This window comes from Pseudoalteromonas sp. PA2MD11 (assembly GCF_017808125.1).
Taxonomy (GTDB): Bacteria; Pseudomonadota; Gammaproteobacteria; order Enterobacterales; family Alteromonadaceae; genus Pseudoalteromonas; species Pseudoalteromonas simplex.
Genome location: NZ_JADKNF010000008.1, coordinates 33,831 through 46,921, shown reverse-complemented (window position 1 = coordinate 46,921; position 13,091 = coordinate 33,831). Strand labels below are relative to the sequence as shown.

Annotated in this window: 12 protein-coding genes; 6 read left to right on the top strand and 6 right to left on the bottom strand. The window is 40.3% G+C overall.

Annotated features, from left to right (window positions below):
* Window positions 1–189: 189 nt before the first annotated feature.
* Both ISP07_RS10530 and ISP07_RS10525 read right to left on the bottom strand, forming a co-directional pair.
* The gene (locus tag ISP07_RS10530) at window positions 190–501 is read right to left on the bottom strand and encodes a BolA family protein (protein ID WP_054554277.1); all 312 of its coding nucleotides are present in this window, start codon (window positions 499–501) and stop codon (window positions 190–192) included.
* 73 nt (window positions 502–574) lie between these two features.
* Complete coding sequence (locus tag ISP07_RS10525) at window positions 575–1,162, bottom strand: alpha-ketoglutarate-dependent dioxygenase AlkB family protein (RefSeq protein ID WP_209327596.1); 588 nt, start codon at window positions 1,160–1,162, stop codon at window positions 575–577.
* 41 nt (window positions 1,163–1,203) lie between these two features.
* Here ISP07_RS10525 and ISP07_RS10520 point away from each other — a divergent pair, with 41 nt between their 5' ends.
* Genes ISP07_RS10520 through ISP07_RS10505 form a run of 4 tightly spaced genes read left to right on the top strand, consistent with a single transcriptional unit; the run spans window position 1,204 to window position 4,947 of the window.
* Window positions 1,204–2,337, top strand: a complete 1,134-nt coding sequence (locus tag ISP07_RS10520; protein ID WP_209327648.1) for a methyltransferase — start codon at window positions 1,204–1,206, stop codon at window positions 2,335–2,337.
* A 13-nt stretch (window positions 2,338–2,350) separates the two neighbouring features.
* Window positions 2,351–2,902 (top strand): YajG family lipoprotein, encoded by a 552-nt coding sequence (locus ISP07_RS10515; RefSeq protein ID WP_054554274.1) that lies wholly within the window; start codon window positions 2,351–2,353, stop codon window positions 2,900–2,902.
* Window positions 2,903–2,904: 2 nt separating this feature from the next.
* The gene (locus ISP07_RS10510) at window positions 2,905–3,522 is read left to right on the top strand and encodes a peptidylprolyl isomerase (RefSeq protein ID WP_054554273.1); all 618 of its coding nucleotides are present in this window, start codon (window positions 2,905–2,907) and stop codon (window positions 3,520–3,522) included.
* Window positions 3,523–3,558: 36 nt separating this feature from the next.
* The gene (locus ISP07_RS10505) at window positions 3,559–4,947 is read left to right on the top strand and encodes an AmpG family muropeptide MFS transporter (protein ID WP_209327595.1); all 1,389 of its coding nucleotides are present in this window, start codon (window positions 3,559–3,561) and stop codon (window positions 4,945–4,947) included.
* A gap of 108 nt (window positions 4,948–5,055) precedes the next feature.
* Here the strand turns inward: ISP07_RS10505 and ISP07_RS10500 are convergent, their stop codons facing one another.
* Window positions 5,056–5,295, bottom strand: coding sequence for a helix-turn-helix domain-containing protein (locus tag ISP07_RS10500; RefSeq protein WP_054554271.1), 240 nt, complete (start codon window positions 5,293–5,295; stop codon window positions 5,056–5,058).
* 312 nt (window positions 5,296–5,607) lie between these two features.
* On the opposite strand from ISP07_RS10500, the gene ISP07_RS10495 reads away from it, so the two are divergent.
* Window positions 5,608–5,781 (top strand): hypothetical protein, encoded by a 174-nt coding sequence (locus ISP07_RS10495; RefSeq protein WP_171043836.1) that lies wholly within the window; start codon window positions 5,608–5,610, stop codon window positions 5,779–5,781.
* A gap of 42 nt (window positions 5,782–5,823) precedes the next feature.
* Here ISP07_RS10495 and ISP07_RS10490 read toward each other — a convergent pair whose 3' ends face one another.
* The 3 genes from ISP07_RS10490 to erpA all read right to left on the bottom strand — a co-directional run bounded on the left by ISP07_RS10490 (window position 5,824) and on the right by erpA (window position 10,431).
* On the bottom strand, window positions 5,824–8,898 hold the full coding sequence (locus ISP07_RS10490) for an efflux RND transporter permease subunit (RefSeq protein WP_138601771.1): 3,075 nt from the start codon (window positions 8,896–8,898) through the stop codon (window positions 5,824–5,826).
* Window positions 8,899–8,900: 2 nt separating this feature from the next.
* Entirely contained in the window at window positions 8,901–9,992 is a 1,092-nt protein-coding gene (locus tag ISP07_RS10485; protein WP_054554269.1) for an efflux RND transporter periplasmic adaptor subunit, read from the bottom strand.
* Window positions 9,993–10,092: 100 nt separating this feature from the next.
* A complete protein-coding gene (erpA, locus tag ISP07_RS10480) occupies window positions 10,093–10,431 on the bottom strand; it encodes an iron-sulfur cluster insertion protein ErpA (RefSeq protein ID WP_036966451.1) in 339 nt (112 codons plus the stop codon).
* 179 nt (window positions 10,432–10,610) lie between these two features.
* Between erpA and ISP07_RS10475 the strand changes: the two genes are divergently transcribed.
* Complete coding sequence (locus tag ISP07_RS10475) at window positions 10,611–12,986, top strand: diguanylate cyclase domain-containing protein (RefSeq protein ID WP_138618079.1); 2,376 nt, start codon at window positions 10,611–10,613, stop codon at window positions 12,984–12,986.
* Window positions 12,987–13,091: the final 105 nt, after the last annotated feature.

The following is a 13,091-nucleotide window of genomic DNA, read 5'->3' as shown; positions in this document are numbered from 1 at the left end:
AAACTTTTCAGACCCACGTAAATTTTTCGAGCTTAAAACACCCAAGTAACCAGCAGTCTAGAGTGACTGTCCTTCTAACTTTAGGTGACTGTCCTTCTAACTTTGAGTGACTGTCCTGCTAACTTTGAGTGACTGTCCTGCTAACTTTGAGTGACTGTCTTTCTAACTTTGAGTGACTGTCCTGCTAATTTAGTCGAACTTTGAGCCGCCTAAGCACTTTGGTGATTCAGGTGCCTGTCCATGTTGTTCACTGAACTCTTCGGGAGTAAATGTGTGAATCGCTAATGCATGAATGTGATTTGCTAATTCATCTTTTAATAGCTCATTAATTTGACGGTGACGGGCAAGTAAACGTTTACCTGCAAATTCTTCACTCACAACCACCACTTTAAAATGCGACTCAGTTCCACGACTATGCATATGGCTTTCATTGACAACATTCAGGTGTTTACATTCGATACCCGCAGCAAGCTTTTGCTCAATTTGTTGTTGCATTGACATGTGTCATAGACCTTTCATAAGAAAATAATTGCCAGCTACTATATCAAGGGCATGGCTCAATTTGCCAATGATTTTATATAATTGAACGAAAGGTAAGATTAATTCGAGGGTGTTTGAGTCTTTGCTGCTTCGGCAAACTATGCTGGTAATCGCGTTGGCTAAAACCATTCATGATTAAACAGCTACCACTTTGCAGCACAATGCTATGTTGTTCATTTTTATATTTGTGCTTTATTTTAAATACACGTTCGGCCCCTAGTGATACAGACGCGATTGTTGGTTGCTCACCAAGTTCTTTCTCATCGTCACTATGCCAGCCCATACAATCATGACCATCTCGATACAAATTAACTAAAAGCGCATTAAATGGTATCTGCAAAGTTCTTGATAAGCGTACACGCATAGCATCAAGTACCTCTGGCCAAGGCTCAACGATTAATTTTGAACCCGAGTAACCATAATTTACGCTCTGATCAGCAATAAAGCATTGCAAACGCGGGATCACATGGCTTTTTCCGTACACTTTTATAGCCGGTTGCTGCCAATTGAGCTGCTGCTGAAGAAAGTAAAATAATTCGAGGCTTTTTTGCGCACTCAATGTATTGGCTTGGTAAGAAAACCCATCAGGTAGATGATTAGGGTTGGCGTTTGGCTGTTGCATGTTAGAATTTACCTATACATTAATACTTTCGTAAAATCATGATGACCACCCAAGCACAGCTCGGTGATAACACCTATACCCTAGAACGCTTTCCGTTAGATCAAAAAAATCGCAGTCTTCAAGCATGGGACTCTGGCGATGAATATCTTGTCAATTATGTACAAGAGCACTACCCAGATGCAAATTCAATCCTGATACTCAATGACAGTTTTGGCGCCTTATCCTGTGCCTTTAATACGTTAACAGTTTATTCAGTTAACGACTCGTATATTGGTCATCAAGCTACCCGCTATAATTTACAAACCAATGAGTTATCAACAGATTCTTTAACGCAACTGGACTCATTAGCAGCATTACCTAATCAGGTTGACTTAGTGATATTAAAAGTGCCACGCAATTTAGGCTATCTTCAGCATCAACTTGCCGCAATCAGTGCAGCTTTACCTGCTGACATTGATGTTATTGCAGCTGGAAAAACGAAAGACATTCATAACTCAACTATAAAGACTTTTAGTCAGTATATCGGTGAAACATCAACCAGCTTAGCGGTTAAAAAGTCCCGTTTAATTATCAGTAAAACCAGTGGTCTTAATAAAGTAGCCCCCTTTCCTGTTAACTGGCCACTTGAAGGCAGTGAATTTGAAATTCAAAATCATGCCAATGTATTTTCTCGGGACTCATTAGATATCGGCGCGCGCTTTTTCTTTAACTATTTGCCACAAACAAGTAAAGCCCGCAGCATCATTGATTTAGGCTGTGGTAATGGTGTTGTTGGGTTAATGACTCTCAAACGTTGCCCTAAAGCCCATGTAACCTTCGTTGATGAGTCCTATATGGCCGTTGAATCAGCCAAATTGAACATAACTCACAATTTACCTGATCAATTAGACCTGTGTGAGTTTGTTCAAAACGACTGTTTAACCGATTTTCAACCTAACAGTGTTGACCTTGTTTTATGTAACCCACCATTCCACCAAGCGCAAGCGGTCACCGATCATATCGCTTGGCAAATGTTCAAACAGGCAAAACAAACATTAAAGCACGGTGGTGAATTAAGAATTATTGGTAATCGTCATCTAGACTATCATGAAAAGTTAAAACGCATGTTCGGCAATTGTAAGCTATTAGGATCTAATAAAAAGTTTGTCGTACTAAGTGCTACAAAGAATAACTAATGGAGCTAACTAAATGAAAAAAATACTTCCTTTGTGCTTGCTAGCCGCCCTATCTGCGTGTAGCAATCAGCCAAATCAGTTAATTTTGAACCCCGTTTATCAAGGCGGGAAAATTTCAACTATTAACAGTAATGTTAGCACCAGCGTAATTGACTTACGTGGTGACAATGTGACCCTTAAAATCATTGGTTCAGACAAAGTTAAAACGCTTGCAAGCCCTGGAATAGCTGATTCTGTGAAAAGTGCCTTAGACAGTGCTCTAAGCCGTAATGGTGCAAACATTTCAAACTTAGCAACTACACGTTTTGAATTAGATATTCATAAATTGCAAGCAACTGTCACCGAAAAGATGATGACGCACAGTAGTGCTGCAAATGTGGAGTTTGGTTTAAGAGTGATTAAAAGTACAAGTAACTTTAGTAAGATATACCGCGGCAACGCAAATCTTGAAGGACCACTCAGTCATGACCGTGCAAAAATAGAAGGTCAACTTAATAAGTTGACTGAACAGGTTATAACACGCATTGTATCTGACCCAGAATTAATCGCCTATTTAGAAGGTTAACCATGAAACGCATTTTATTACTTAGTTTTTTATTGTTTTTTGCTCACAGTTCATTCGCAGCGACTGAAGGTAAGTTTATTCAAAAAGACAATATGTTTCCGCGCGTAGAAATTGTTACTACGCTTGGCAGTATTGTGGTCGAAATGGATCGTTCACGGGCACCAATTACAGTAAATAACTTTCTAACTTACGTTGCCGATGGTAGCTATCAAGGTAGTGTATTTCACCGTGTTGAACGTGATGAAGACAACGAACGTGATTTTGTAATTCAAGGCGGTGGTTACGATAAAGACTACGATGGTCTGTACGAAGGTGACCCTATTTTCAATGAAAGTGGCAACGGGTTAAAAAACGATATGTATAGTATCGCAATGGCATATCAAGACCGTAAACCACACTCAGGTACGCGTCAATTCTTCTTTAATATGGACGACAACGACCATCTTAATCCAGGTCGTGATTGGGGCTTTGCTGTATTTGGTATGGTCATGGATGGCTACGAAACTCTAGACAAAATCATGCGTGTCGAAACTGCTTTCAATGAAAAAATTGGTTACAGCTTTGTACCCAAAGATCCTGTTGTTATCTTAAACGTAAAAGTGCTTGACGCTAATCAATAATAAATAGGGGCGCACGCCCCTTAAACTGGCAACACTATGACAAAAACCCTTTCTTTTTCAGAGTATTTCTCATACTTCAAAGATAAACGTTTAATTAATATTTTTATTTTTGGTATTAGCAGCGGCTTTCCGTGGGTATTGATTGGCTCTGTCATGTCGGCCTGGCTAAAAGATGAAGGCCTAAGCCGCAGCATGATTGGGTTGTTTGGCATCGTGTTTGGTGCATATAGCATTAACTTTTTATGGTCACCGCTCGTTGACCGTGTAAAGTTACCTTTTTTATTTAACTGGCTAGGCCAGCGCCGTAGCTGGATTTTACTCTGTCAGTCAGTCATTTTTATTGGTACCTTTTCGCTTGCAGGGCTCGATATCAAAGCCAACCTTTGGTTTGCTGCCGCACTGTGTTTAGTGATTGCAATAGCATCTGCAACTCAAGACATTGCTATTGATGCATTTCGTATCGACACTTTGGCAGAAAATGAGAGCCATAAAGCCACCGCAGCGGCAGCAATGGCAACCTCAGGTTGGTGGAGCGGCTATGCTCTATTAGGCGCCCTACCGTTTTATATGGCCGACATCCCTTCACTTGATTGGCCACAAGTTTACTTTTTCCTATCTGTCGTGATGCTGCTATTAATGAGCAGCGTATTTTGGGCGAAAGAACCAGAATCAAATCGCGATGCAGTTCAAGCAGAGCTTGAGCAAACCTATCAACAAAAGCTGGCTGGTAGTACGCAAACTCGCTTTGCTAAAGTTATTGCATGGCTTGCTGTAACCGTTTTTGATCCTTTTAGAACCTTCTTCGCCCGTAACGGGGTAAAAACAGCATTGGCTTTATTAGCTTTTATTTTCTTATTTAAAATCGGCGAGGCCTTCTTAGGGCGAATGTCTATCGTGTTTTATAAAGAAGTGGGCTTCTCGAATAGCGATATTGCTACCTTCTCAAAAGTAGGTACGGCAGTACTTACTATCGCTTTCACCTTTCTAGGTAGTTTGTTTAACCAACGATATGGCATTGTTAAAGGCTTATTTATTAGTGGTATTGCGATGGCAGCCTCAAATCTCGCCTTCGCTTGGATTGCTATAGCAGGCCCTAAATTGAGCCTTTACGCGTTTGCAATCATTATTGATGGTTTTACACAGGCTTGGTCTCTCGTTGCCATGGTGGCGTTTATATCTATGCTTTGCGACCGAGCATTTAGTGCCACTCACTATGCGCTACTTGCTTCATTAGGTAATTTAGGTAGAACTTTGCTTTCAAGTTATAGCGGCGTGGTCATTGATGACTGGTTAGGAGGAAATTGGGCGATGTTCTTTGTAGTGACAGCACTTATGGTTTTACCTTCATTAATTTTCTTATTTTTAATTAGGCATAAGCTTTATGCACTAGAAAACAACTATCATCAAAGGGATTTAACAAGTTAGATACGAAAGTAATTTTAGAGGAGAGATAAATGGTGAAATTTTAATAGCGCCTCCCTGCACTATTTGTATTACTTTAGTAGTGTTATTTCACCACAAAGCACTAAAAAATTATGCGTCTTTTAGCAAATTAAGACCTTCGTACGGGTCAACTTCTAAAGCATCACAATAACGTATGAATTCAATAACATCTAGTCGACGTTCTTGGTTTTCAATTTTACCGATAAAAGAATGCGGCGTACCTAAAACCTGCGCAAGGCTACGCATTGTGTGACCTTTCTCGTGGCGTTTAGTTTTAAGCCATTTCGTTAATTTCGAGTTTTCTTCAGAAGAAACTGTTTTACCCATCATAAAATACATCTCCTACTAGATGATTTAAATTAATAAACTTAAGAGTGAAATTTGCCCGTCTCACTCTTGGATACATTATATACTAATAATTTTCACTTTGAATTATTAATTATACAAATGTCCACCTTTCAGGTATGGACCTTATTAGTATACATGTCTTAGTGTAGCTAAAATTAAAGCATGTGCTCTATAGTTAACTGGTTAACTGTACCAAAAAATTGATCAATTGGAAGTCAAACAAGATGAAAGTATCGCTTTAAATTCTGCATATTTATGCTTAAAGTGTACGTAAATACTGAAAAAGGCTAAGAAATGTTTCGTATATTATTTTTGTTGCCAATTGTACTGTGTGTAGCATGGTACCTATTTTTAAAACACAATCGAGTACCAATTAAGCAAGGTAAAAATGGCTTTGTATACATTTTGGTCGCATCAGCGTTAGTTTTAGGCTTCTTTTTACTGATGATTAAAGTGACCCAACACTAGGGTCACTCATTTTTAATTAATCGGTAACGAATTTACCTATTACTATCTACGACGATCTCGCAGCATTAACAAACACGGTGTAAGCACAAGTGTCAACACCGTGGCAAATGTTAAGCCACCAGCGACAGCCGTTGCCAATTGCACCCACCATTGAGTAGATGGCGCACCAAAATCAATGTGACGGTTAAATAAATCAATATTCACTTGGAGTACCATTGGCATCAATCCCAAAATGGTGGTAACAGTCGTTAGCAATACCGGACGCAAACGCTGTGCACCGGTTCGCAAAATCGCATCTTTGGCAGCCAGACCTTGGCTTCGTAAAACATTATAGGTATCAATCAATACTATATTGTTATTAACCACAATACCTGCAAGCGAAATAACCCCAATACCTGACATCACAATACCAAACGGTTGCTGTAATACGATTAAACCTAAGAACACACCCACAGTTGAAAATAGCACAGCACTTAAAATCAAAAATGCTTGATAAAAGCTATTAAATTGCGTCACCAAAATGATACCCATCACAAATAGGGCAACCACAAAAGCCTGCTCAAGAAAGGCTTCTGATTCATCTTGATCTTCAGTTTCACCACGCACTTTAATTTTCACGCGAGGGTCTAATCCTTGCTCTTCTAATTGCGCTTGTAAGCGCGGCAATGCCTTGGCAAGTTGTTCACCTGGCTTCATGTCTGCATTAACGGTAACAACGCGCTGAGAATCAACACGACGGATAGTATCGACTTTAGGCGCTGCTTGACGCTCAACAAAGTGACTAATTGGCACTTGCCCGTGCATGGTTTTTACACGTAACGTTTCAAGACGTCCTAAATCACGTTTGTCATGGGGGAAACGTACGCGAATATCAATCTCGTCATCCACATCATCTGGACGGTATTCCCCTAATTTCAAGCCATTGGTAATAAGCTGAACATTTGCCCCTAACATACTGGCATCGGCACCAAAACGAGCGGCATCAGAACGATTCAATTTAAGTTGCCACTCAATGCCCGGCTTTGAAGCACTGTCATCAACATTTCGAAACGCGCCATCATTCTCGATAGCTTGCCTTACTCGTTTAGCTTCACTGTTAAGCACATCAACAAACCGAGAGCTCAGCTCAATGCTTAACGCTTTACCACCTCCTGGGCCGTTTTCATCTTTACGAAGTTCAATTTCTACACCGGCATAACTTGCCGTGATTTCGTTAACTTGGCTGATAATATCTTCTGCGGGCGGACGCTCATCCCAATCTTTTAGATTCATTCTAAACGTGCCTACTTGATCTTTACCACCAGTACGGGCATACAGAGTTTTTATACCTTCCACTTTTAGGATGCGCGATTCAATATCTTTCATGATCACGTCTTTTTCAAAGATGGATAAGTCACTGTAAGAACGTACTTTGATATTGACGCCATTTGGCTCAACATCAGGAAAGAACTCAACGCCAAGCTTAGAAATAGCAAAGGCAAAGAACACCATAATGGAAAACACAATTGCAGCAGCAAGGCTCCACCAAGGACGCTCTGTTGCATAATCAAGTACTCGAATATAACGCCCAAGCATTCCTTTAATTTGTGTTAAATCGCCAGACTCTGCTAACTCTAAATCATGTTTTTGCTGCTCAGAAAGCGGCCTTGATTTACCTATTAGTCCACCAATAGTTGGTACAAACACCAGTGCCATAAGTAATGACGCAGACAAGGTAGCAATAAGTGTAATCGGCAAGTATTTCATAAACTCGCCCATCATTCCCGGCCAAAATATCAGCGGGGCAAAGGCCGCTAATGTTGTTGCCGTAGAGGCGATAATTGGCCATGCCATTCGTTCTGCAGCCAGTTTATATGCAACCTTGCGCTGTTTGCCTTCACTCATTGCTCTGTCTGCAAACTCACTAACAACAATTGCGCCATCCACCAGCATACCGACAGCCATGATGAGCGCAAAGAGCACCACGATATTCACCGTTAAACCAAACACAGAGATCACTAAAATCCCCGTTAAGAATGAACCGGGAATGGCAATACCCACTAAAAATGCCGTGCGCGCACCAAGTACCGCCACAATAACGATAACCACCAATAATACGGCAGACAGCACATTATTTTGCAGATCAGAAAGCATCATCTTTACGTCTTTTGACATGTCGCCGGTGTAATCAACGCGTATATGATCAGGCCATATTTTCTTGGCCTCATTGACCACTTGCTTCACTTGTTCGACCGTATCAATAATATTTTCACCAGCACGTTTTTTTACTTCCAGCGAAACCGCATGGCGGCCATTAATACGTGCGATTGAGGTTGGGTCTTTATACGCTCGACGAATTTTTGCTACGTCCATAAAACGTACCACCCTATCGCCAACGACTTTCACGGGTTGCTCCATGACATCCTGAATCGTCTCAAATACCGACGGGATTTTTACAGCAAAGCGTCCTTTACCAGTATCAAGTGTACCGGCAGCAACTAAGCGGTTGTTATTTGATAGCAGTTGAATGATGTCACTCGGTTCAAGACCATAAGAAATCATCGCCAGTGGATCGACCTCAATTTCGACCATGTCCTCGCGATCACCACCTACATCAACTTCTAATACGCTAGAAATGCTTTCTAGTTCATCTTTAAGATTACGAGCAAGGGTTAACAAACCTCGTTCTGGCGCATCACCGGACAAAGTTAATGTAATAGTCGGTTGCTCGTCTTCCATCAAAATTTCATGAACTTCTGGTTCTTCTGATTCAGAAGGCAGTTTCGCCTTAGCTAAGCTGACTTTATCTCGTACATCCGCTAAGGCTTCTTTGGGATCCATACCCGCGATAAATTCAAGGGTCACAGAGGCATGCCCTTCACTTGCCACCGCTGACATTTCTTTTACGCCTTCAATCGAGCGGAGCTCAATCTCCATTGGCCTAACTAATAGCCGCTCAGCATCTTCAGGGGAAATACCGTCATGAATAATCGACACATAAATAAAAGGAATGGTGACATCAGGATTCGCTTCTTTAGGGATGGTTTGATATGTCACCCAGCCCGAGATCAGCAACAAGATGAAAATAGATAAAACTGTACGCGTGTGAGTCAACGACGCTTCGATTAAGTTTTTCATACTTAGTTGCTCGTAGCTTCAGTAAACACGGGCTCAACTTTATCACCGGCACGCACAAAACCTTGACCAAGGGTAATGACATTTGCTTGTTCGCCTAAACCCCAAAGCCAAACCCCCTGCTCGGTACTTTTAGCCAGATTCACCGATTTAAACTCAACAATATTATCGTCATTCACGACTTTTACGCCGATATTACCTTGCTCATCAAGGGCCATAAAAGCTGGGCTTAATAACATTGCAGGCTCAGTTGGCAACTCAATATTAAGCTGAGTCGAAAAACCTGCTTTATATTTCATTCCTGGGTTTTCAAACGCTGCTTCAATACGAAATGTATTCGTGCTGTCATCAGCAACAGATGCAATATAACGAATACGACCAGGATAGGTTTTGTCATTTAAAACATGAGCAAAAGTAGCTTGCCCGACTTCTAAGCCTTGCACTTCTTTTTGGGTTGCATCGGCTCTAACAATTAACGGGTCTAAATCAGCGAGCTGTAAAATAGGGTCGCCTATGCCAACATAATCACCAATTTCGACTAAACGTTTGTTAATAACGCCATCAAAAGCAGCGCGTACTTCAGTGCGCTCTAGTTTTAATTCAAGGCTAACTAAGGTTGCTTTAGCCTGTTGCAACATAGCTTGCGCTTGCATGGTTAATACTTTGTTCTGTAAACCTTGCTGATTTAGCTTAAGGGCGCCTTCGTATTCAGTTTGATACTGTGCCACTAAGGCTTCTGCTGATGTAATTTGGGCGGCTAAATCAGACTTATCGAGGCGTAAAATAACCTGTTCTTGTTTTACAAACTGACCTTCTTCAACCAAGATTTCGAGTACTTGTCCTGCTTGCCTAGCGCTAATATTTGCGATTTTGTCAGGCTCTGATTTACCGTAAAAGGTCAGGTTTTTATTTATTTTCTTAGCAACTAATGACATCACCTGCACTTTAGGCAAGCGCTCTTGGGCTTGTTCTTTACTTTGCTGCGCGTTTTGATCTGCTTTGCTATCGCCGGATAGCATCCACAATATAATCACCAAAACAATGGCGATAGCTAAAATATAGGGTTTCTTTTCTATTGTTGTAGTTATATTTGGCAACGCAAAATTCCTTCTAATAATGCGTAAAATTTAGCAGAGGCAGGATATTATGAGAAGTTAAAGCAATAAAAAAGCCACATCAAGTGGCTTTCATAAATAATTAAACGCTGAAGCTGGCTCCGCAACCACAGGTTGTAGTTGCGTTCGGGTTATTCACAAAAAAGCGAGCCCCTTCAAGGCCTTCTGTGTAATCAACGGTACCATCAACTAGGTATTGAATACTCATAGGGTCAACAACTAGCGTTACACCATTTTTAACAATTTCTAAATCGCCAGGGTTAGCTTTTTCATCAAAAGTAAAACCATATTGGAAACCTGAGCAACCACCACCTGTAACGTATACACGTAGCTTTAGATCAGGATTTTCTTCTTCCTCGATTAACTGTTTAACGCGAACAGCTGCTGCATCGCTGAACTTGATTGGCAACTCATCTGACATACCAAAACCCTCAAAACCTATAATGGTCGCAATTATCTAATACCCGAGTATTTTAATCAAGTATCGCCTCCCATTGAAAATATTTTAGTATAGGATTGGCTAACATATTCGCATTGAACTAACATTTAATTGTAGTACTTTTTACCCATGTAAAAGTTATGCGATGAGGGACCATCACAGTGATAGATCATTTAAAGCTGCATTTCATTAGTCCAAGCTTAACTAGCTCGCAAACAATCCCTGCGCAGTACGATAGTTTACTCGTTTGCTTATCCGTACTTACTGCGGTCTTTGCTTCTTACATTTCATTTTTACTATCAGCAAAAATTAAAAGCTCTCAATTAAGAAATGAAAGCCTTGTATGGACTTTGTTAGCATCGTGCTTTTTAGGTATTGGTATCTGGGGTATGCATTTTGTAGGTATGCTCGCCTATAAACTTCCTATCGCTGTTGAATACAACATCACGGTCACTTTGATCTCTATTTTGCCAAGCGTTTTTGCAAGTTATATTGTTCTTTCCCCCACTATTGGGCGTGGCAAAGGGCTAGTTTTTCGAAGTGTACTTATGGGGGCTGGTATTGGTTGTATGCACTTTATTGGCATGATGGCAATGATGATGCCAGCCCACATGGCCTATGAACCTTGGTTATTTTCATTATCGATTTTAGTCGCAATTGTTCTTTCTGGCATTGCACTATGGATTAATGATTTTAGAAATGAGCGTGAGGTAAACCAAACACGTATAAACATTCTCGTTGCAGTCATTATGGGGAGTGCTATTTCAAGCATGCACTACATTGGTATGATTTCAATGACTGTATTTGAGACTGATTATACCATTTATACATCTGGCCATGATAACGCTGCGCTTGCAAAATTAATTATATCCGTCTTATTAGCCCTAAGTCTGTTCGTATTAGGGATTGTCGAACTTAGAGCACGAAGTTTACTATCAGCCAAACTTGAAGCCGTGCTGAATACAGTTCAAGATGTCGTTATTAGCTTTAATAATGTAGGAGTAATTGAATTCGCTAACCCAGCAGTTCTTCCTGTTTTTGGCTATGAACCAACCCACCTAATCGGTAAACATATCCACACTTTAATCCCAAAACAATCATCGCAGTTAGATGAGATATTCTGCGACCCACAGCAAAAAAAAGAAAACGTGAGTACAAATAAGAGCCGCCTATTAAAGGGGTTACGTAAAGATAAATGCTACTTTCCTATCACTCTCACAATTAGCTCCATTGGCAAAAAAGAAGCGGGCTCTTACGTTGCAACTATTAAAGACCTAAGCGACATTCAAAACCAAGAAGCGTTTACACAAACAATTTTCGATAACTTACCTATTATGCTGTTCGTAAAAGAGGCCGAGCATCTAACATTTAGCCATGTCAATAAAGCAGGTGAGCAACTTTTAGGTAAAACTAAAGAGCAACTCATTGGCTTAAATGACTTTGATATTTTTAGCGATGAGGACGCCGTGAATTTTATTCAAACTGATAGGGATGTACTAAAAAGTAACGAAACACTTTTTGTAACTGAGAAGCCTATGACCATAAATGGTCGAACGCATTATCTTCGAACCAGAAAGCTCGCAATTAGAGACGCTCAAGGAAAAGCTCGCTACTTACTGGATGTATCTGAAGATGTTACTGAATTAAAACAAGCAAAAACAGATCTTGAGAACTTACATCAACGGATGTCAATGGCTGCAGATGCAGCACACATTGGAATTTGGGAGTGGAACTTTGAAACCAATGAATTAATCTGGGATGACTGGATGCATACCTTGTTCGAAATTCCAAAAACATCTTTTAAAGGCAATTACTCAACATGGGCGAGCACCTTACACCCAGATGATTATGAGGACGTTACAAATAAGCTCAAGCTTTCGATACTAAACAATGAAGAATTTCATGCTGAGTTTCGTATCGTTTTATCTTCTGGCAGAACTCGCTATATCAATGCCGACGGAAGAATCTACGGAAAACGGATGATCGGCGTCAATTTTGATATTACCAAGCGGGTTTTGGCTGAGCAACAGATACGAATGTTGGCACAAACAGATCATCTTACCGGTCTTGCAAATAGAAGCGCTTTAAGTAAGTTTATTAATCATGAGTTTGACCGTGTTGAACGCACAGGTGGTAAGGTTGGTTGTTTATACTTTGACCTTGACAAATTTAAGCCCATCAATGACACCCATGGTCATTTAGTTGGTGATTTCGTGCTTGTTGAAATTGCTAAACGGTTACTTGAAACAGCCCGAAAAACAGATTGTGTTGCACGCATTGGGGGTGATGAATTTGTCATCGTCATTACTGATATAGAAAATCAAAATCAGATTGAGCGAGCTCTAACACGTTTTATTAACTCAATATCAACGCCAATTGCATCTGAGGTGGGTTATTTAAATGTAGGCGCAAGTGTTGGTTATGCTTTATATCCTGATGATGCAAAATCACTTGATGACTTATTAAATAAAGCTGATGAGCGCATGTACAAGCAAAAACATAACTCTCCTATGACAGTGATAAGTATGCAACCATAACCTTGGCTCAGTCATTAAATATTATAATCAGCTCGATTTTCCCAAAAAGAAGATAAAAATATAAAATGCCAACGACTTAGTGAGTTTGATTTGGTAAACTGCGGC

Bases quoted from the DNA above. Each gene is read 5' to 3' on its own strand.
- ISP07_RS10530 (WP_054554277.1), bottom strand. From the start codon at position 501: ATGTCAATGCAACAACAAATTGAGCAAAAGCTTGCTGCGGGTATCGAA.
- ISP07_RS10525 (WP_209327596.1), bottom strand. From the start codon at position 1,162: ATGCAACAGCCAAACGCCAACCCTAATCATCTACCTGATGGGTTTTCT.
- ISP07_RS10520 (WP_209327648.1), top strand. From the start codon at position 1,204: ATGACCACCCAAGCACAGCTCGGTGATAACACCTATACCCTAGAACGC.
- ISP07_RS10515 (WP_054554274.1), top strand. From the start codon at position 2,351: ATGAAAAAAATACTTCCTTTGTGCTTGCTAGCCGCCCTATCTGCGTGT.
- ISP07_RS10510 (WP_054554273.1), top strand. From the start codon at position 2,905: ATGAAACGCATTTTATTACTTAGTTTTTTATTGTTTTTTGCTCACAGT.
- ISP07_RS10505 (WP_209327595.1), top strand. From the start codon at position 3,559: ATGACAAAAACCCTTTCTTTTTCAGAGTATTTCTCATACTTCAAAGAT.
- ISP07_RS10500 (WP_054554271.1), bottom strand. From the start codon at position 5,295: ATGATGGGTAAAACAGTTTCTTCTGAAGAAAACTCGAAATTAACGAAA.
- ISP07_RS10495 (WP_171043836.1), top strand. From the start codon at position 5,608: ATGTTTCGTATATTATTTTTGTTGCCAATTGTACTGTGTGTAGCATGG.
- ISP07_RS10490 (WP_138601771.1), bottom strand. From the start codon at position 8,898: ATGAAAAACTTAATCGAAGCGTCGTTGACTCACACGCGTACAGTTTTA.
- erpA (WP_036966451.1), bottom strand. From the start codon at position 10,431: ATGTCAGATGAGTTGCCAATCAAGTTCAGCGATGCAGCAGCTGTTCGC.